Annotated in this window: 18 protein-coding genes; 5 read left to right on the forward strand and 13 right to left on the reverse strand. The window is 56.1% G+C overall.

Features of this window, described 5'->3' with window-relative positions:
- Positions 1-224: 224 nt before the first annotated feature.
- Positions 225-1,436, forward strand: coding sequence for a cytochrome P450 (locus PEH01S_RS09945; RefSeq protein WP_127485177.1), 1,212 nt, complete (start codon positions 225-227; stop codon positions 1,434-1,436).
- Positions 1,437-1,528: 92 nt separating this feature from the next.
- Here the strand turns inward: PEH01S_RS09945 and ispG are convergent, their stop codons facing one another.
- The 6 genes from ispG to PEH01S_RS09975 form a co-directional block, all read right to left on the reverse strand.
- Complete coding sequence (ispG, locus tag PEH01S_RS09950; RefSeq protein WP_025849664.1) at positions 1,529-2,638, reverse strand: flavodoxin-dependent (E)-4-hydroxy-3-methylbut-2-enyl-diphosphate synthase; 1,110 nt, start codon at positions 2,636-2,638, stop codon at positions 1,529-1,531.
- A 101-nt stretch (positions 2,639-2,739) separates the two neighbouring features.
- The gene (clpX, locus tag PEH01S_RS09955) at positions 2,740-4,005 is read right to left on the reverse strand and encodes an ATP-dependent protease ATP-binding subunit ClpX (protein WP_025849665.1); all 1,266 of its coding nucleotides are present in this window, start codon (positions 4,003-4,005) and stop codon (positions 2,740-2,742) included.
- 15 nt (positions 4,006-4,020) lie between these two features.
- On the reverse strand, positions 4,021-4,611 hold the full coding sequence (gene clpP, locus PEH01S_RS09960; RefSeq protein ID WP_025849666.1) for an ATP-dependent Clp endopeptidase proteolytic subunit ClpP: 591 nt from the start codon (positions 4,609-4,611) through the stop codon (positions 4,021-4,023).
- A 349-nt stretch (positions 4,612-4,960) separates the two neighbouring features.
- Positions 4,961-6,250: a trigger factor gene (gene tig / locus PEH01S_RS09965; RefSeq protein WP_025849667.1), complete on the reverse strand. Its 1,290-nt coding sequence runs from the start codon at positions 6,248-6,250 to the stop codon at positions 4,961-4,963.
- A gap of 170 nt (positions 6,251-6,420) precedes the next feature.
- Positions 6,421-7,329, reverse strand: coding sequence for a hypothetical protein (locus PEH01S_RS09970; protein ID WP_127485179.1), 909 nt, complete (start codon positions 7,327-7,329; stop codon positions 6,421-6,423).
- A gap of 239 nt (positions 7,330-7,568) precedes the next feature.
- The gene (locus PEH01S_RS09975; RefSeq protein ID WP_025849669.1) at positions 7,569-7,910 is read right to left on the reverse strand and encodes a hypothetical protein; all 342 of its coding nucleotides are present in this window, start codon (positions 7,908-7,910) and stop codon (positions 7,569-7,571) included.
- A 311-nt stretch (positions 7,911-8,221) separates the two neighbouring features.
- On the opposite strand from PEH01S_RS09975, the gene asnB reads away from it, so the two are divergent.
- The gene (gene asnB, locus PEH01S_RS09980) at positions 8,222-10,066 is read left to right on the forward strand and encodes an asparagine synthase (glutamine-hydrolyzing) (protein ID WP_127485304.1); all 1,845 of its coding nucleotides are present in this window, start codon (positions 8,222-8,224) and stop codon (positions 10,064-10,066) included.
- A gap of 10 nt (positions 10,067-10,076) precedes the next feature.
- Here asnB and PEH01S_RS09985 read toward each other — a convergent pair whose 3' ends face one another.
- From PEH01S_RS09985 to PEH01S_RS09995, 3 genes are all read right to left on the reverse strand, one after another.
- Entirely contained in the window at positions 10,077-10,706 is a 630-nt protein-coding gene (locus PEH01S_RS09985) for an XTP/dITP diphosphatase (protein ID WP_127485181.1), read from the reverse strand.
- Positions 10,690-11,448: a ribonuclease PH gene (gene rph, locus PEH01S_RS09990; RefSeq protein ID WP_127485183.1), complete on the reverse strand. Its 759-nt coding sequence runs from the start codon at positions 11,446-11,448 to the stop codon at positions 10,690-10,692. The genes PEH01S_RS09985 and rph overlap by 17 nt, the downstream gene beginning before the upstream one ends.
- A gap of 151 nt (positions 11,449-11,599) precedes the next feature.
- Positions 11,600-12,640 carry a GerMN domain-containing protein gene (locus tag PEH01S_RS09995; RefSeq protein WP_127485186.1) on the reverse strand — a complete coding sequence of 347 codons (1,041 nt, stop codon included), beginning with the start codon at positions 12,638-12,640 and terminating at the stop codon, positions 11,600-11,602.
- 197 nt (positions 12,641-12,837) lie between these two features.
- Between PEH01S_RS09995 and PEH01S_RS10000 the strand changes: the two genes are divergently transcribed.
- The gene (locus PEH01S_RS10000) at positions 12,838-13,710 is read left to right on the forward strand and encodes a sensor domain-containing diguanylate cyclase (protein WP_025849674.1); all 873 of its coding nucleotides are present in this window, start codon (positions 12,838-12,840) and stop codon (positions 13,708-13,710) included.
- Positions 13,711-13,720: 10 nt separating this feature from the next.
- The gene (locus PEH01S_RS10005; RefSeq protein WP_025849675.1) at positions 13,721-14,236 is read left to right on the forward strand and encodes a phosphatidylglycerophosphatase A family protein; all 516 of its coding nucleotides are present in this window, start codon (positions 13,721-13,723) and stop codon (positions 14,234-14,236) included.
- Between the two features lie 70 nt (positions 14,237-14,306).
- On the opposite strand, the gene PEH01S_RS10010 is transcribed toward PEH01S_RS10005, so the two are convergent.
- The 4 genes from PEH01S_RS10010 to PEH01S_RS10025 all read right to left on the reverse strand — a co-directional run bounded on the left by PEH01S_RS10010 (position 14,307) and on the right by PEH01S_RS10025 (position 17,979).
- Complete coding sequence (locus PEH01S_RS10010; RefSeq protein ID WP_127485188.1) at positions 14,307-14,954, reverse strand: hypothetical protein; 648 nt, start codon at positions 14,952-14,954, stop codon at positions 14,307-14,309.
- Between the two features lie 2 nt (positions 14,955-14,956).
- Complete coding sequence (locus PEH01S_RS10015; protein WP_127485190.1) at positions 14,957-16,033, reverse strand: Ger(x)C family spore germination C-terminal domain-containing protein; 1,077 nt, start codon at positions 16,031-16,033, stop codon at positions 14,957-14,959.
- Positions 16,034-16,244: 211 nt separating this feature from the next.
- Positions 16,245-17,240, reverse strand: coding sequence for an MBL fold metallo-hydrolase (locus PEH01S_RS10020; RefSeq protein ID WP_127485192.1), 996 nt, complete (start codon positions 17,238-17,240; stop codon positions 16,245-16,247).
- A gap of 1 nt (position 17,241) precedes the next feature.
- A complete protein-coding gene (locus PEH01S_RS10025) occupies positions 17,242-17,979 on the reverse strand; it encodes a class I SAM-dependent methyltransferase (RefSeq protein WP_127485194.1) in 738 nt (245 codons plus the stop codon).
- Between the two features lie 213 nt (positions 17,980-18,192).
- Between PEH01S_RS10025 and PEH01S_RS10030 the strand changes: the two genes are divergently transcribed.
- The gene (locus PEH01S_RS10030) at positions 18,193-19,401 is read left to right on the forward strand and encodes an ROK family transcriptional regulator (protein WP_127485196.1); all 1,209 of its coding nucleotides are present in this window, start codon (positions 18,193-18,195) and stop codon (positions 19,399-19,401) included.
- Positions 19,402-19,502: the final 101 nt, after the last annotated feature.

The following is a 19,502-nucleotide window of genomic DNA, read 5'->3' on the forward strand; positions in this document are numbered from 1 at the left end:
CTTAACTTGCAAGGTGTTTTTGATCCCTGTCTCACAAACGGGGGTCAGTTCCCTCTATACTCCAGCCTGTTTTTTATAGCGGTACTCTTCTATTCCTTATCTTAGCTGATGTCCATTCAGAAGCATAAATAGTAAATTATTCTATTTTAATAATTTATCCACTATAATAGTAATATCACCCAAATGATTAGGGAGATGAGTCTATTATGGGAAGGATGAGACGGATGGAATCTGTCAAAGAGTTATCTAAAGCCATAGCACCGGTGAAGGAATTGTCTGCAAAAGAAGCGCAAATCGACCCGTTTCCGTTTTTTCGCCAGTGCCGCGAGTCCACTCCCGTACGTTACGATCCCCAGAGGGAATGCTGGGATATTTTTGGTTATGAAGATGTGTACAACGTGCTCAAGGATCACTCGACCTTCTCTTCGGTCAGACCGATTAAAGGTCCGGTCCTGCTCGGAAGCATCATTGGTATGGACCCGCCTAAGCATATGCAGATGCGCGGCATCGTCAGCAAAGCGTTTACCCCGAAATCGATCGAGGAATTAGGTCCGCGCATTGCATCGATTGCCGAGGAACTATTGAATGCGGTTGCGCATGACGGCACGATGGATTTGGTTCACGATCTGGCTGTTCCCCTGCCCGTCATCGTTATTGCCGAGCTGCTGGGGATTCCGGCGCAAGACCGCCGGCTATTTAAGGAGTGGTCGGATTCGATTGTCAAAGGGCCGGCGTCCGGCAATAAAGAAGATATGCATCGCCTGTATCTGGAGCGAGAGAAGACCCGGCGCGAATTGGACGAGTATTTTCTGAACGTCATTGCGGAGCGCCGCAATCGTCCGGAGGATGATTTGGTCACAAAATTGGTGGAAGCCGAAGTAAACGGCGAACGTTTAAACGATATGGAGATTGTAGAGTTTTGCATTTTGCTGCTTGCCGCCGGCAACGAGACGACGACCAATTTGATTACGAATGCGGTACGGAGAATGGCGGAAGCTCCAGCACTGCAGACAAGACTTCAGGATAATCCGGCTCTGATCGAAAGCTTCATCGAAGAAGTTTTGCGGTATTATCCGCCGGTCCTTTCCCTAAGCCGTTATGCGACTAAAGACGTTCGAATCGGACACGCCGATATCCGGAAAGGTGAGCTCATTATCCCCTGGATCGGGTCGGCCAATCGGGACGAAAGCAAATTCGATCAGCCAGATCAATTTATTGAGGACCGGACGCCCAATCCGCACATGTCCTTCGGCTTCGGCAATCATTTTTGCTTGGGAGCTCCTTTGGCCCGGTTGGAAGCGAAAATAGCGCTTCGCATCATCATGAATCGGGTAACGAATATCCGTTTTGCAGATCACTTCGAGTTTAAACCGATCCGAAGCACGTTTGTCTACGGTGTGGAAGAGCTCCCGATTCTTTTCGACGCCAAGCTTTAGACCAATAAAATACACCCGCCAATGCCGGGGGGAAAGCCGTAACTCGCTTCCCTCCCCTGCCATGTGCGGGTGTATTTTATTATTGTGCCCTATTAAATTGCCGTGTGATGCTTTCGGCCGGGAATTTCGCCCGTTCGTTCGAAGTGTTCGACGATATGATCGATTTCTTTCTTCAGCTCGGACAGCAGCTCGGCTTCCGGTACTTTGCGGATCATCTCGCCGTAACGGAACAACAAGCCTTCGCCGCGGGCGCCGGCAATACCGATATCCGCTTCCCTTGCTTCGCCCGGACCGTTTACCGCGCAGCCGAGTACGGATACTTTAATCGGCACCTTCAGCTTGGAGATATACTCTTCCACCTCATTCGCGATAGAAAACAGATCGATATCCAATCGGCCGCAAGTCGGACAAGAAACCAAGGTGGCAGCATTCGTGATCAACCCAAACGATTTCAGCAGCTCGCGGCATACCTTGACTTCCTCCACCGGGTCCGCGCTGAGCGAAATCCGGATCGTCGAGCCGAGTCCCATGCTGAGCAGCGCGCCCAAGCCTGCCGCGCTCTTCACGGTGCCGGAGAACAATGTCCCCGCCTCCGTAATACCGAGGTGAAGCGGATAGCGGAACGCTGCGGCTGCTTTGGTATAAGCGGCAATCGCCATCGGAACGTCGGATGCCTTTAGCGAGACAATGATGTCGCGAAAATCAAGCTCTTCGAGAATGCTGATATGATACAGAGCGCTTTCGACCATCGCTTCCGGCGTCGGGTAGCCGTATTTCTCCAGCAAATGGTTCTCCAGCGAACCGGCGTTGACGCCGATCCGGATCGGAATCCCCCGCTCCTTGCAGGCCTTGACGACAGCTTCCACCTTCTCGCGGCGGCCGATGTTCCCCGGATTGATTCTTACTTTGTCAATCCCGTTCTCAATGGCTTGCAAAGCGAGCCGGTAATCAAAGTGAATATCAGCCACAAGCGGAATGGAGATCTGTTTCTTGATCTCTTTGATCGCTTCTGCCGCTTCCTTATTGTTGACCGTAACGCGGACGATCTGGCATCCCGCTTCCTCCAGCCGGTGAATCTCGGCCACCGTCGCCTTTACATCCGCCGTTTTGGTCGTACACATGCTCTGGATGATCACGTCATTGCTGCCGCCGATGGTTAGATTGCCGACTTTAACCGGAACCGTTTCCGTTCTATGGAACATGTGTTTTCTTCTCTCCCATGATGCCAAACATCCTCCGCTCCGGGGGACGAATCATCGGTCCCTGCGGATTGGAGGCGTTTAGTTTTTTGTATATCCGGCGCTTAGGCGCTTTCTTCTTTTTTCTTCATGGACTGGCCGTCCGCTGCGGTGATCTGAGGTGCGATCTTCGCTTGTACGGCTTCCTTGTTCACGACGCACTTGGAGCTCTCCGTGCGGGATGGCGCCTCGTACATCACTTCCAGCATAATGCCTTCGATAATGGCGCGAAGCCCCCTTGCTCCGGTGTTGCGCTTAATCGCTTCTTTCGCAATTTCCTCCAGCGCCTCCGGTTCGAATTCAAGGGACACGTTATCCATTTCCAGCATCTTTTGATACTGCTTGACAAGAGCGTTTTTAGGCTCGGTCAAAATGCGTACGAGCGCTGCTTCGTCGAGCGGCTCCAGTGTCGAGATCACCGGCAGACGGCCCACGAATTCCGGAATCAAACCGAATTTCAGCAGGTCCTCCGGAAGCACGAGGGACAAATATTCGCCCGGCTTCAGGTCGGCTTTATGACCGTCCGTGCCGAAGCCGATCACTTTTTTGCCGATCCGGCGCTTAATGATCTGCTCCAGTCCGTCGAACGCTCCGCCGCAAATAAACAGGATGTTCGTCGTATCGATTTGGATGAATTCCTGATGAGGGTGCTTGCGTCCGCCTTGAGGCGGTACGGATGCAACCGTGCCTTCCAAAATTTTCAGAAGCGCTTGCTGCACGCCTTCGCCCGAAACGTCGCGGGTGATGGACGGATTTTCCGATTTGCGGGCCACTTTATCGATTTCATCGATATAAATAATGCCGCGCTCGGCTTTTTCCACGTCGTAATCGGCCGCTTGAATGAGCTTCAGCAAAATGTTTTCGACGTCTTCCCCTACGTAGCCGGCTTCCGTCAAAGACGTTGCGTCGGCGATCGCAAACGGGACGTTCAAAATTTTGGCCAGCGTTTGGGCCAGCAGCGTTTTCCCGCTGCCCGTCGGGCCGACAAGGACGATGTTCGACTTTTGCAGTTCGACATCTTCGAGCTTGCTTTGCTGCGAGTTGATCCGTTTGTAATGGTTGTATACGGCAACCGACAGCGATTTTTTGGCCTGTTCCTGCCCGATGACGTAGGAATCCAAAATTGCGCGGATTTCCTTCGGCTTCGGTACGTCTTTCAGGTCGAGCTCTTCCTCGTGACCCAATTCTTCCTCAACGATTTCCGTGCAAAGCTCGATGCACTCGTCGCATATATAAACGCCGGGCCCGGCAACCAGCTTGCGCACCTGCTCTTGGGATTTGCCGCAGAACGAGCACTTGAGCTGGCCTTTTTCATCGTTAAATTTAAACATGGGATCACTCCTTTTCTAAGTCAAGTCACTGCGAGTGATAACCGCATCAATGAGGCCGTACGCTTTAGCTTCTTCGGCGCTCATGAAATTGTCACGGTCCGTGTCGCGTTCGATTCTTTCGTAAGGCTGCCCCGTACGCTCCACATAAATTTGGTTTAGCTTCTGCTTCGTTTTGAGAATCCAGTCGGCATGAATTTTAATATCCGATGCCTGCCCGCGGACACCGCCCAGCGGCTGATGGATCATTACTTCGCTGTTCGGAAGCGCATAGCGCTTGCCCTTGGCGCCTGCCGTGAGCAGCAGGGACCCCATACTTGCGGCCATGCCGACGCAAATCGTCGAAACGTCCGGTTTGATGAATTGCATTGTATCATATATACCCATACCGGCCGTCACCGAACCGCCGGGGGAGTTAATGTACAAATGAATATCTTTCTCGGGATCTACCGCCGACAAGAAAAGCAACTGGGCAATAACCAGGTTGGCGACGTCGTCGTCGATCGCACTGCCCAAAAAAATAATACGATCCTTCAGCAAACGCGAGTAAATATCGTAAGAGCGTTCGCCGCGGCCTTCCTGTTCCACAACCATAGGTACCAGAGTCATCGTCCCAACCCCTTTACTTCATAAATGCAAAACATTTTCGAGCCTTACTCAAAACATTGTAGCACGTTTAAAGACTAAAGTCATTTCCTGCCCGATACGAACAAACGTTGCTGGCCGCGAACGTAAGTTTTGCCGGACAGGACCGCTTTACTGCCGCTTATGTATTTCATTATGTACCGCATATGTCATTGTTCGTTTGCTTCATATGTAACGCTTATTATGTTATGCTTATGTACTTCTTATGTGCCTGTTCCGAGGAAAGCTTCAAACGCGGTTTAAGGTAAAACAAAGGCACGCATGGATGTACACGTGCCTTTGCATGTATGTTCGCGTTTATACAAATTCGGAATTAAGCCGTTTTGCTGTTGTCAACCAGGAATTTCACGGTTTTGCGGTTGACGATATCTTGCAGCAGCGATCCCAAGTTGCCGTTGGAAGCAAAAATGCTGCGGATTTCGTCAACGGAACGGCCATACATTTGGGCCAGGTTCTCCAGCTCGGCGTTGATTTCCTCTTCCGTCGCTTCAAGGTTTTCCGCTTTCGCGATCGCTTCAAGCACGAGGTTGTTGCGTACGCGCTTCTCGGCGTCGGCGCGCATTTGACCTTTGAGGTCGTCGGCGCTTTGACCGGTGAACTGGTAGTACATGTCGATGTTCATGCCTTGCGTGCGCAGACGGTTTTCGAATTCTTTCACCATTTGCTCCGCTTCGTCGTTAATCATGACTTCCGGAATTTCCACTTGCGCAGCTTCGGAAGCTTTTTCTACCAGATCGTTTTCTTTCTTGCGATCGGCTTCGTTTTGCTTGCGCTCTTTCAGCTTTTTCTCCAGATCCGCTTTGTACTCGTCGAGCGTCTCGAACTCGCTCACGTCTTTAGCGAACTCGTCGTCGAGCGCAGGCAGGTTTTTGCGTTTGATGTCATGCAGCTTGATTTTGAAAACAGCTTCTTTGCCTTTCAGCTCTTCCGCATGGTAGTTTTCCGGGAACGTTACGGTGATGTCCTTCTCTCCGTCTTTCTCCAAGCCGACGACTTGCTCTTCGAAGCCCGGGATAAAGCTGCCGGAGCCAAGCTCGAGCGAATAGCGCTCCGCTTTGCCGCCCTCGAAAGGAACGCCGTCTACGAAGCCTTCGAAGTCGATCACGACGATGTCGCCGTTCTCGGCTGCGCCTTCTTCTACCGGAACGAGTTCCGCATGACGCTTTTGCAGCTTTTCCAGCTCTTCGTTCACTTCTTCGGCCGTTACTTCGACGGAAGGGGCTTCGAGCGCGATGCCTTTGTACTCGCCAAGCTCCACTTCAGGCTTCACGGTAACTTTAGCTTTGAATTTCAGAACTTGGCCTTTGCCGAATTGCTCGACGTCCACTTCCGGACGGTCCACCGGCTGAATGCCCGTCTCTTGAACGGCTGCAATGTAAGCGTCAGGCACGATGATATCGAGAGCGTCTTGATACAAGCTTTCCACGCCGAATTTCGCTTCGAAAATAGCGCGGGGCACTTTGCCCTTGCGGAAGCCCGGAACGTTAACCTTGTTCACGACTTTTTTGAATGCCTTGTCCAGAGCGGCGGCTACTTGGTCCGCGTCCACTTCAATATCAAGAACGGCTACGTTCTTCTCTATCTTTTCCCAGCTTGCTTTCATTTTATGCTTTCCCCTCCAAAAATTATCCATCGCAATTTTGTCACGTTCTGGCGGAACCGCAGTACAGCCGGACAAGCCCGCCAATATAACCACTATATTATAACCGTAATAAATGCGGTTTTCAAGGCTTCAAACGCGGAAAGGTCGGGAAATCGTCCCGCGGCGCCATTTTATAATTTCCGGGTGAATACGTTTGCGGCGAATTGCTGCATCATCCGGTATGCCTGCTCCCACTGGAACACCAGATCCGACGTAATTCCGTACATTTCGAACAGCTCCTCTTTGTCTCCGCCTTCAAATACTTGTTCGAGCAAGGTTAAATGCAGCGCCGCCGCCCATACGTCCACACAGGCCGGGTCCTGCCGCAGCATTTGCCGGTAAGCGGAAGTGCCGTAAATAAACGCCAAAAATTCGTTCCACGTCTCCGATGCAAAATACGAGAGCGCCGGATGCTGCGTCTCGCTGATTTCTTGCACGCGGTTGATAATCTCTTGAATCTGCGAAGGAAACTGATCGAAGGCCGCCGGCGTATCCTCGATGTCGACGACCGCCGCTTCGCCGTTTTTGTACAGCGTTACGCTGCCGGTCGCGCCCCGCTTCTTGAGCGTCTGCAGCGTCTTGAACTGGATCAGCGGATGACGTCCGGCATCCTCCTTCAACCACCCGATCAGCTCTTCGTCGATCGTCTCGTCTTCCAAAAACGCGAGCTGATCCAAAGCCAGCAGCTGCTTGTCCACGGCCCGCTGCTCCCGCAGGCTGGCCAGCAGCCGCTTCGCATAGTCGCCATTTTGTTCGCCCTTGGCGTGCAAATGCTGCCGCAGCAGGTCCGCTTCGCTGAGCTCCTCGCTTTCGCCTTCCTGACCCAAGGCCAGATCCGGGAACATGACCTGCAGCCAGTCGAGCAAGGACCGCCATTCCTCCCGGGCCCGTTCGTCGTCCGATTGGCAGGCAAGCAAAAAGCGGAGGAGCTTCATCGCTTCTCCGTAGCGTTCCGCTTCAAGGAGCCGGGTCAGTTCGAATTGATAAAACTCGACGGTTTTCGGAAAAAGAATCACATTGTCATTGGTCTGCCCGCTCATGAAACACCGCCTTTCTTGCTGAGCTTCTTTATGAATGCCAGTGTACCCCAAAAAAGAAGCGAAAGCAAAATCTGCTGCCGCGCCCCGCCTGCCTGTCCATTCCACCGTTCCCTTAAATTAGGATGCCGGATTCGGACGCGCGTTATGCGGACATGAAAAAGCAGCCGCGGATGCGTGATAAACACGGCCTCCGGGCTGCCCGTTATGCGGACGCTGTTCAGCGTTTCATTTCTTGAAATCTATTCCATCTTCATCGCGGCTTGGATAAGCTGCGCTTTAATATGCGGATTTTGATCGATGAAGCTGTACATGCGGTCGACCTGCTCTTTGTTTTGCAAATAGTCGCGTTCGTTCTGAATCATCTCGTGCGACCATTTCAGCAGCGCGGCTTCCGCCGCCCCGAGCCGGTTCAATGCAATATGAAGTCCCGTATCGCCGACAAGCTGCTCCATCACTTCCGGAGTGACGTTGCCGAGCTTTTTCGTCGTAGCGAGCTTTTGCTCGAATTCTTTATTAGCCTTCTCGAAGTTTTCTTTGGCTTCCTTGTATTCTTTCTGCTGTTCTGAGAACGTTCTTTTCATTAATGATGAACCACCTTTACCTGTTGATCAATTGTCTTCCTGCCCATCGTTCCTCCAGCTATAGCGTGAGACAAAACCGGCGCTTTCTATACACCCGGTTTCCAAGAAGCAGGCCGTTATAAAAATACACCTATACGCTAAGTGTAACTTTTCTTCGTCCGTTTGTCCATTTTTTCATCAAGTTTTCCGCGGCACGGCTTGCCCGGACAGACATCATCCGCTCCCGCCAAGCATAACCTTTAACATCTTGCTGTCATCTTTGAACCCCTCATGGGAGCGACAGATTCTGGAGACCGGAGAGGATGAAAGCTATGTGTGGAATCACGGGATGGATTGATTGGAACAAAGATTTGACCCAGTATCCGTCCGTTCTCGAAACGATGACGGATACGCTCGCCTCGCGCGGTCCGGATGCCTCCGGCAGCTGGATCACGCCCCGCTGCGCGCTCGGCCACCGCCGTCTGAGCGTCATGGATCCGGCGGGCGGAGCCCAGCCCATGACCCGGAAAGTCGGGGATAACACAATAACCATCGTCTATAACGGCGAGCTATACAATGCGCCCGAATTAAAAAAAGAGCTGGAGCAGCGCGGCCACCGGTTCGCTACCACCTGCGACACCGAGGTGCTGCTCGTTTCGTTCGTCGAATGGGGCCGAGCCTGCGTCGACCGGCTCAACGGCATTTTTGCCTTTGCCATCTGGGACGACGAGGAGCAGTCGCTGTTCCTCGTCCGCGACCGGCTGGGCGTCAAGCCTCTTTTCTATTCCTACTCGGAAGGCCGGCTGCTGTTCGGTTCGGAGCCGAAGGCCATCCTGGCGCATCCGGACTTTACGGTTCAGATCAGCGGCGAAGGGCTGGCGGAAATTTTCGCCATCGGTCCGGCGCGCACGCCAGGCCACGGCGTCTATAAAAATATGCAGGAGCTGAAGCCGGGTCACTGCATGGTCATGGATGCGCGCGGCCTAAGCGTACGCGCCTACTGGAAGCTGGAAAGCAAGCCGCACGAGGACGACGTGGAGACGACGGCCGCCAAAGTGCGCGAGCTGCTACGGGACACGGTGATCCGCCAGCTCGCTTCGGATGTGCCGATCTGCACGCTGCTGTCCGGCGGGCTCGATTCCAGCGCTCTAACGACGTTTGCCGCACAATATTATGCGCAGCAAGGGCTCGGCGCCCTGCACACCTATTCGGTCGACTATGTCGACAACGATAAGCATTTCCAAGCAAGCGCCTTTCAGCCGAATGCGGATACGCCTTGGATCAGGCGGATGACGGAACACCTCGAAACCGTGCATCATGCGATCGAATTCGATACGCCGGAACTGGTCGAGGCGCTCCGAACCGTCGTGCTGGCCAGGGACTTGCCCGGAATGGCCGATGTGGACGGTTCGCTTTATTTGTTTTGCCGGGAAATTAAAAAAGGCGCCACGGTGGCGATATCCGGCGAGGCGGCCGACGAAATTTTCGGCGGGTACCCTTGGTTTCACCGGGAGGAAGCGCTGAATGCCGGAACGTTCCCATGGTCGCTGGCAACCCCCGAACGCATCGCCCTGCTGTCTCCCGAATTCGTCGATTGGGTGAAGCCCGCCCAGTATGTGCAGGACCGCTACCGCCAAGCGCTTTCCGAAGTGCCGCGTCTGGCAGGCGAAAACGGACAGCAAAACAGGATGCGGGAGATGTCCTATTTGAACATCACCCGCTTTATGCCGACGCTGCTCGACCGCAAAGACCGGATGAGCATGGCGGTCGGCCTCGAAGTGCGCGTACCGTTCTGCGATCATCGGCTGGTCGAATACGTGTGGAACATTCCGTGGGAGGTCAAAACCGCCGGCGACCGGGAGAAAGGCATATTGCGCAAAGCGCTCCGCGGCATTCTTCCCGAAGACGTGCTGGCCCGCAAGAAAAGCCCGTATCCGAAAACGCACAATCCGAACTATTTGTCCGCCGTCCGCTCCTGGGTACTGGACATCTTAAGCGATCCGTCCTCGCCTCTGCTTCCGTTCATCGATACGGCCAAAATCCGCACCCTCGCCGAGGACGACGAAGGCCGCTTCCAGCTGCCTTGGTTCGGCCAGCTGATGACCGGGCCGCAGCTGTTCGCTTATTTGGCTCAAGTCGACACGTGGCTGCGCCATTACAAAGTATCGATCCGGTAAGAGCAGTTGCTTATGCCAAGAAGTTCCACAATTTGCGGATCGCCTGACCGCGATGGCTGATCGCATTTTTCTCTTCGAGCGTCAGCTCCGCCAGCGTCCGGCCGAGCTGCGGGACGTAAAACAACGGATCATACCCGAAGCCCCCGCTGCCTCGCGGCTCGCGAATGATCACGCCCTCGCAGGTCCCTTCGACTTCGGCAAGGGGCGTTCCTTCCACATCCACGAGCGCAATGGCGCTGACAAAACGTGCGGGGCTGAGCGCTTCGGGATGAGCCGCATGATCCGGCCGGGGCAGCGGCGCCAGCTTGTCCAGCTCGCTGACGAGCTTGCGGTTATTCGCCGCATCGTCCTTCGGCTCGCCCGCGTAACGGGCGGAGTATACCCCCGGCGCGCCGTTCAGACGGTCCACGCACAAGCCGGAGTCGTCCGCCACCGCAGGAACGCCGAGCTGCCGGGCCACCGCTCTGGCTTTGATCAAGGCGTTCGCCGCAAAGGTATCCCCGTCTTCGACGATATCCGGGATCTCCGGGTAATCGAGCAGGCTTTTGACCGCAATGCCTTTCTCCCGGAACATCGTCTCGAATTCCTTAAGCTTACCGGCGTTTGTCGTCGCGATGACGACTTCAGCTCCGAGCCGCATGGGATGCCCCCTTGATGCGTTCGGCAATCGGTCCGAGCGCCAGCGCTTGTCCCCGGATCATCTCCTGGATCCCCGTTTCGGCCAGCGCCAACAGCGCGTCAAGCTCTTGCCGGGAGAACGGGGCTTCTTCGCCGGTTCCCTGCACCTCGACAAATTTGCCTTGGCCTGTCATCACGACGTTCATATCGACCTTCGCTTTGGAATCCTCTTCGTAGTTCAGGTCCAGACACGGCTGCTCCTGAATGATGCCCACGCTCACGGAACCGAGAAAATCGGTGATCGGGAACCGGTTCAAATTCCGCTCCCGCACGATTTTATCCACCGCGATCGCCATGGCGACGAACGCGCCGGTGATCGATGTCGTCCGGGTGCCTCCGTCCGCCTGGATCACGTCGCAGTCCAGCGTAATGGAACGTTCGCCCAGCGCTTCCAGATCGACGACGGAACGCAGCGCCCGTCCGATCAGCCGCTGGATTTCCATGGTGCGTCCGCCCAGCTTCCCTTTGGCCGCTTCGCGCTGATTACGGACCGAAGTCGCCCGGGGCAGCATCGAGTATTCGGCCGTCACCCATCCTTTGCCCTGCCCCTTCATAAACGGCGGGACCCGCTCCTCCACCGTCGCCGTGCAGATGACCCGTGTATCTCCCACTTCGATCAGCACCGAGCCTTCGGCGTGTTTATTGTAATTGGTCGTAATTTTCACAGAACGCGTCTGATCGACTCTTCTTCCGTCGCTTCTCATCTAAGTCTCATTTCCTCCTTTTGGCTTTCACGTTCCCATTGTACCAGAGCGCCCTGCGAAAACCAAACGGGCCTGCGGAAACGAAAAAGCGCTCCTTCCGAAAGCGGGCCGCACAGGAAGGAGCGTTTATTTATGCGGCATCGCGCCGCAGCTACAGCTTCAGCTGATTCACGGTTTGAGGCCGGGATACGGGCTTCGCGTAGCTCTGATTGTCGGTTGCGCTTACTTTGGCGTCGCCGTTCACGAGAATTTGCACCTTGGCGGCCGCGTTCGTATTTTCCGTGAGCGACAAAACGACCGCTTTCAACGCCTCGGCCGGCGCTTTTTTATCCGGGCCGAGCATTTTGTCCGAGAAATTGACCGTAATCAAGTCGTCCGTTTTGTCCACTTTGAGCAGCTCGGCTCCCGGAGCCATGACGGCCACCAGGCCTTTCTTCTGATCCGGTCCCGCAATGAGCTGCCGGATGACCGCTTCCGCGACGTTGTCCGTCCTTGGAACGAGCCGGGTGACGGGCACGTAATAGCTGTAATTTTCCTGATTCTGATTCAAGAAATACAGCGTAACCGGCGTCGATTGACCGTACTCTACGCTTTCCGGCTTCTCCACGTTGATTCCGATCGCCCGGGTCAGCGCTTCGTCAAGCGGCGTGCCGCCGACCGGCATCTCTTTCAAAGGCTTGCCCTCGACGCGAAGCTGCACTTTCTCTACCGAAGGAAAGCCCGTCAAGGTCCAGGTGACGGCTTCCATAATTTTTCTTTCGTCCTGCAAGTTATAATCCGTAAACATTTTGGAAAAATCAACGATAGCCAGCTTTTGATCTTCCACGATGTTAATGCCTTTAATTTCGGTACCTTTGGGAAGGAGGCTTGTAAATCCGGCCGGCAAACGTCCTTGTACCGGACCGCCGTCCACCATGTATTCAAGCGCCTTGCGGGCGGCGCCTTGGGTCTTTTCGACTTGAACGGCAATCGGAGCGACGAACCCTTTTTCGTCCTTGGCATAAATCGTCACCTGCATCGGATTGGCAACGGTCTGGGACACTTTGCCGCTTGTGGCCATGGCGTCGGCTCCGGCCGGCGGAGGATCGATTTGCTGAGACTGTTCCTTCTTTCCCGGAAGCGAGCAGCCGGAGGTAAGCAGAACGATCATTCCGACAACGGCGGCCCATCGTATCCATTTGTATTGTTTCATTGCGTGTTCCTCCTTGGTATTGGGGTGTTGTCCGTTTTTACTTTTATGTATACGGGCGGCAGACAAGTTTATGACACCAATTTGTCCGATTTGGAGGACGAATGCATTTATGGTACTTTGGACGGATGTATCCTTGATTTATACAGTACTAAAAGCCTATAATATAGATGTGTTTTTCCAAAAAGAGGTGATTTTCCATGGAAAACCGTCTTCACGATTTCGTGCCTGACGACCTATATCGGGCCGTTGTGCTTCAATCTCCGGATTGGCTGTGGGTCTTCGACGAAACCGGTTCGCCGGTCGGCTTGTCTCCGGAGCCCAACTACGGCTCGGCGTTGTTCCGCTGGGTATACGAAACCGATCTCCCTCCGCTGCAGCAGGCATGCCGCCGGCTGGTTCAAGAGCGCGAACCGTTCGCTATGACGTTTCGGGCCGTGCTGCCGGACGGAGCTCTCGTATGGCTTGAAGGCCAAGGATATCCGTTAGCATGCAAGTCTTCGGGATGGCAGGCCGCCTTGGCAGCCAAAGACATTACAGCGTTCAAAAAACAGGAAGAACGGCTGACCCGTCTGGCTTACTACGATCCGTTGACCCAGCTCCCGAACCGCAGGCTGTTTCAAGACCGCTTTACGCAATCGCTGCATATGGCGAAGCGCTACCACCATAAGCTGGCCGTCATTTACTTGGACCTCGATGATTTCAAACGCATTAACGATACATACGGCCATGCCACCGGCGACGAGCTGCTGACCATGGCCGCTTCCCGTCTCTCGCATTCCATCCGGGAACCGGATACCGTCTGCCGGATGGGCGGCGACGAATTCGTCGTGCTGCTGCAGCAGTTCGAGCACCGGGAGGATATTGCCAAGATCGTCCGCAGAATCGCGCAGACGCTAAACCAGCCTTTCGAGCTGAACGGACAAACCATGAGCATTACGGGCAGCATCGGCGTTTCCTGCTACCCCGAGGACGGGCAGGATATCGAAACGCTGCTGCAGTGCGCCGACACGGCGATGTACGCATCGAAGCAGCAAGGCAAAAACCATTTCCGGTTTTTCTCGGATTTCTAAGGAGGCCTCTATGAGCTACAGCTTGAACAGCAAGCAGGTTGCCGAAGCTTCGGCCTTTTGGCTGACGAAGCGCGGCGTCACCATGGAAGATATAGCGGAGCTTACGTATTTTCTGCAAAAAGACTACTACGCCAGCCTGACAATGGACGAATGCCGGGCAAGCGTGGAGCAGGTCCTCGGCAAACGGGAAGTGCAGAATGCCATTCTGACGGGAATTCAGCTCGACGTGCTGGCCGAGGAGGGCAAGCTGCTGTCTCCGCTTCAGGAGATGATCGAAAATGACGAGGGGCTGTACGGCTGCGACGAAATTCTGGCTCTGTCCATTGTCAATGTATACGGCAGCATCGGGCTCACCAACTTTGGCTATATTGACAAAATCAAGCCGGGGCTGGTCGGGCGGCTGAACGATAAGAGCGGGGAGCACAAGCATACGTTCCTCGACGATATCGTCGGCGCCATCGCGGCTTCCGCCAGCAGCCGCATCGCCCACCGCAAGCAGAAAGAGAAGGAAGATAATCAGATGTAACGGAAAACGGCGCTTCTCCGAGGAGAGAGCGCCGTTTTTACGGTTAACTGGTATACATAGGCTTTCCCGCTTATTTCAATGTCGCCAGCGATTCGGCTACGGTTTGCAGGTCCGCTTCGGACAGCTTGTCCGAGCTAAGAGCAATATAGGTTTTGTCCAGCTTCAAGTACAGGGTCTTTTTCCCGTCAACCGTGACCCATTGGCCAGTCCCGTTGCGGAGCTTGACCTCCTGCTTCGATTCCACCTTGCCGCTCGGCTTGATCTCCTCCGGCGACTCCAGGATCGTCATCTTGTAATATTTCAGCGTCAGCAGCTTGGCGCTGGTGGCCATCTGGTCGATCTTATCGTCCGAGGCTCCCCGCTCCGGCAAATAATACGTCGGAACGCCGGCGTTTTTGGCCGCAGTGGCCAGACTCGTCCGCTCTATCTCGGTGTATTGAAGTTGACCGATTTTGATAGGCGCTTCCTCCGGCGGCTTGGCCGCCTCTCCGCCTTGACCGGTCTGACCCGGCGGCGTCTGCCCGGATTGGCCAGGCTGCGGGGTCGTTTGCCCGGGTGGAGTCGTCTGTCCCGGCGTCGTCTGCTCCGTCGGAGCGGGCTCCGGGGTTTTCGGCGGCTGGGCCGCCTCTTTCTTGCAAGCTGTCAGCGTCACGGTGAGAATCAGTGCGGACAGCAGCGCCGCCGTTCTCATCCATTGTGCGTGTTTTTTCGTTTTCATCGTCAAGCACCTCCGTCGAATGTAACCCTGACCTGCAGATCGATTCGTGCGCGGGTGAGAGCGTCTCGCCAGCGGTCCTGGTTCCACACGCCAGGATATTGCTGCCGCACGGACTCCCCCAAGCGCAGCGGATCGGAGCGCAAGCCTTGAAGCAACCGGATCAATTCCGTTCCCTGCCGCTGCAGGTTCGATGCCCAATGATCGGCGGAAACGGATGGTCCGCCGGGCGAAGCCGCCACCCGCATCACAAGGTTCAGCCGGGGCTGCTTCAAATCGCCGTTGCTCGCAATTTCAGCCCGGCAAGTAATATTACGCAGCAGCGGGGAATCGGTAGCAAACGGCGTCTCCGCCGAAGACCATTCGAGCTTCGGCAGACCGTAGCCCCCTATCATGCAAGCAAGCAGATTGCTTTGGGACGAGGTCAACTCGGCCACAAGCTCCTGTTTCTTAAACAAAAGCGCCCGGGTTGAAACACCCGATGGGCTGGAATTATTATCCTTCGCAGCCGGACCTGCGGACAAATAGGGCAGGACCACATCGTCCTCGTACGCGCTTCCTGCGTAGCGGAGCGGGTCCGCGGTCCAGCCTCCCTCCCGGAGCCGCGCAATGCCGCCTGTCATCGTCTCCGGGCTGCTGACGAACCTTTCGGCCGTCCCTTCGACCACCGCCACAAGCGGTCTGCGGCCCTGCTTCACGCCGAGCATCCGGATCTGCCTCGTCCACGAGGCCGGGAAGCCATGCGAACGCGCCCAGGCTTCGCCGATCGCCACAAGCTCCGGCGGCCGGTGCCGCTCCCACCGATAGGCCGCAGCTTGGAACGAAACGAACGATTGCAGCCGCGGACCGGCGTTCGAGTAAGGCTGCAGCGGACGGCCGGACGCAGCCAGGCCGTAGCCTGTCGTTACGCGAAGGCCGCCGGGGCCTTCGTCAATGCCTGCGGCAACGAGCTGCGCTTCCTCCGCTTGCCATGCGCTTGGCCCCGCATCCGCCAAGCGGACGCACCCCGCCACGGGCAGCAGACAAGCCGCAGCGAGCGGCAGCGATATGGCCCGGATCATCAAAATTCGCTTTAGGTTCAAAGGAAGCCGCCTCCAGTTGAAAAAATAGTCCGATAATCGTTTAACGAAAAAACGCGTTACAGATCATCTACTATTCCCCAACGACTCCCTTTTTATTCCAGAGCCTACTTCCTCATGCCCGCCGACCTCAAAAAGCGGCAGGCTCCGTTCGAAAAACGGAGCTATGCCGCATGGCAGCCGGTCGGTCGAAACCGGCGTTGGGTTTGTCCTACTAAGCCTGCCGGTACAATACGAGTCCCTCACGCACGCTTTCAGTCAGCTGGCCGGCTTCGCGAAGCCAGATCAGGTGCGCGAGCGTTTCCGACAGCGCAAAGCGCAGCTGGTGCAGGCTTAGCCGCTCCCCGAAGGTCGCCCGGCATACGTGATACGCCGTTGCCGGCTCTGCAAGCTTCGACCGCATCGCCTCCAGACGCTCCGCATGATGGGCGATCAATTCGTCCGCCCGCTGCTGCAGGTAGCCGAAAGGCTCCCGGTGACCCGGAAAAGCGAGCCTCACCTCGTAGCCGCGAATCGCTTCCAGGCTGGTCAAATAGCTGGCAAGCGGGTTCTCGTCGATCCCTCCGGGCAAGTAGCTGACGTTCGGGGATATTTGCGGAAGCACGTGATCCCCGCAGAACATGACGGCCGTCTCCGCGCGGTAAAAGCACAAATGCCCTGCGGCATGCCCGGGCGTCTCAATCGCTTCGTAGTCCTCGCGGCCAAGCCTTACACGCTCCCCGGCTTCCACCACGGTGACCTCCGGCTGCGGCGAAACGGACGCGACAAAGCCGTCCATATGGTCCTCCATCGGCTTCACCAGCTCCTCCGGCAGCCCTTCCCGCCGGAAAAGCCCGATGATCCGCTGCGTCATCGGCTGCCCGTCCCCCCAGAGCAAGCGCGCTTGTTCAAGCCCGCTCCGCGACATCAGCACAGGCGCGCCGGTGCGCTCTTGAAACCACCCGGCCAACCCGTAGTGGTCCGGGTGATGATGCGTCAGCACGATGCGGTCGATATCGGAATAGCCGAGCCCCAGCTCCACCAGCGCCGACGTCCAGGCCGCCTCGGCCGCCTCCGTCCGAAGCCCCGGGTCGATCAGCGTCCAGCCGCTCTCCCCCGGCAGCAAATAGCTGTTCACCCAGCGCAGCGGAAACGGCAGGGGCACCTTGATCTGCAGTACGTCGCCGTGCTTCGTCACGCTCCCTTGGCGGCTTGAAGGCGATCCGTCCATATTACACGTCCCTCCTGCCGACAAAGATCATTCGCTTCGATTGGTCAGGCTCGTAAAGCGATGCGTCGTAATCGCCGTAAATGGCGTCGATTTTCAGCCCTGCCAGCTCCAGCATTTCCAGGAAACGCTCCCGTTCGATCAGCTTCACTTGCTCCTCGTAAACCCGCTCGCCCGATCCGCTTCCGTCCTGCAGCACGATCGTTTTGCGCACGAAGCCGTCCTCGATCCGGCGTTTCTCATCGATATGGATTCCTTCGACGGTTCTAACCGAATGCGGCACCAGATGCGCCGCCACATAGGCCGGATTCAAATAATCGATAATGAACCTCCCGCCAGGCGCAAGCAGACGGTACATTTCCCGCAGCACCTGCTCGTTGTCCCGATCGCCGGCGAAATAGCCGAACGACGTAAACAAGTTAACGATCGCATCGAACTGATCGGTGATCGGGACGTTGCGCATATCCCCATGGATCCAGCGCACTTCGCCTGCGGTATCCAGCTTTCTCGCTTCCGCAAGCAGCACCTCCGACAAGTCCACTCCGGTGACCCGAAAGCCGAATCCGTTCAGCGCCATCGAGTGCCGTCCCATGCCACAGCACAGGTCGAGCACCTCCGCTCCCTCGGGCAGCTCCAGCCACTCCATCATCCGGCGCACTTCCTCATAAGCGCCCTGCATATCGCGATGCTTATAGACGAGCAGGTAATCCCGTCCAAAGCTCTTTTCGAACCATTCGGTCATTTCGCTTTCGTCCCTTCTATCCCAGCTTTCCTGGACAAACTAAGCCCTATTTTACCAGAAGGTCCCGCCTGAACGCACGCTTTTGTTCGAAGATGCCGTCAGCGCCGGGAGCGGACTACGTTTTCCTCAAGGAAGGATAGCGGGCCGCCGGGGACTGTAGTATAATTAACGCTTGAAAAACCAAAGACCCCCTTCTGTAAAAGGAGGAAAAAGATGACAACCGCCATTGAACACCGCATTGCCGGGCGCAAGCATAAAGAAATTTTCGAGCAGATCCGCAAGCAGGGGACGGTCTCCAAGATCGATCTGCTGGAGAAAAGCGGGCTGACGGGCAGTACCTTAACCCGGACGCTGGAGGAACTAACGGCCCAAGGGGTTATTGCGGAGGCCGGCTTCGGCGAATCAACCGGAGGGCGCAGGCCGATATTGTATACGGTGAATCCCGATTATGCCTATGTGTTCGGACTGGATATATCGCGGATGTATTCCAAGCTTATTTTGTTCGACCTACAGCTGAACAAGCTGGACAGCAAGCGCTGGGTCATGACGGAGGACGTCACCCCCAAGGTGCTGCTGGAAGAGATTGTGGCCGAGGTCCGCGCCATGCTGAATCGCCGCTCTCTTCCGACCGACAAGGTGCTCGGGATGGGCATCGGGGCCGTCGGACCGCTGGACCGGGCTTCCGGCATGCTGCTGGAGCCGCTTCATTTCCCCGCCGCCGGCTGGAAAAATGTCAGCCTCACCAGCTTCCTGGAGAGCCGTCTCGGCTTTCCGGTTCTGCTCGATAACGGAGCGAATACGGCGCTCATCGGCGAATCGTGGTCGGACCGGGAGCGCGACTACCGTCATTTGCTGTATGTGCACGTCGGCGTCGGCTTGCGTTCGGCCATGATGACGAACGGGCAGGTCGTCTACGGAGCGGTGGATATGGAAGGGTCGATCGGCCAAATGATCATCCAGACGGATGGCCACCGTTTATGGAATCAAGGCAACTTCGGCGCGCTCGAATCGTACGCTTCCATTCATGCGCTGGAGCAGCAAGCGCAAGCCCGGCTCAAGCAAGGGCGGGACAGTCTGCTGCTCCGGCTGGAACCCGACCCGGAAAAGATCGGCTTCGCCCATCTCCAGCAGGCGCTGCAGGCCGGCGACCCGCTGACGGTCGAGCTGTTTACCCAGGCCGCCACTTATTTCGGCATCGGGCTGTCGAACCTGCTTAACATTTTGCATCCGGAGAAGGTTATTCTGGGCGGCGCCTTGATCGGCGGCCATACCGGCTTCTTCCATACCGCGACGCGCGTCGCCATTCAAAGAACATATTATTATCCCAAATATCAAGTTGTGTTCAGCCAAGGCGCGCTTGGCGAAGAGGCGCTCGCCACCGGGGCGGCGGTGCTGATCGTGAACAAGCTGAGCGCGATCTAATCGGATAAGGCTAAGAGGCGGGGCTAGGGGCGCGGTCGGGAGCTGATGGCCTATGGGAGACGCTGGTCATGCGCCGCGCACCGCCTCCAGGTGCCAACGAC

It is taken from the genome of Paenibacillus ehimensis NBRC 15659 (genome assembly GCF_004000785.1).
GTDB classification, from domain to species: domain Bacteria; phylum Bacillota; class Bacilli; order Paenibacillales; family NBRC-103111; genus Paenibacillus_G; species Paenibacillus_G ehimensis.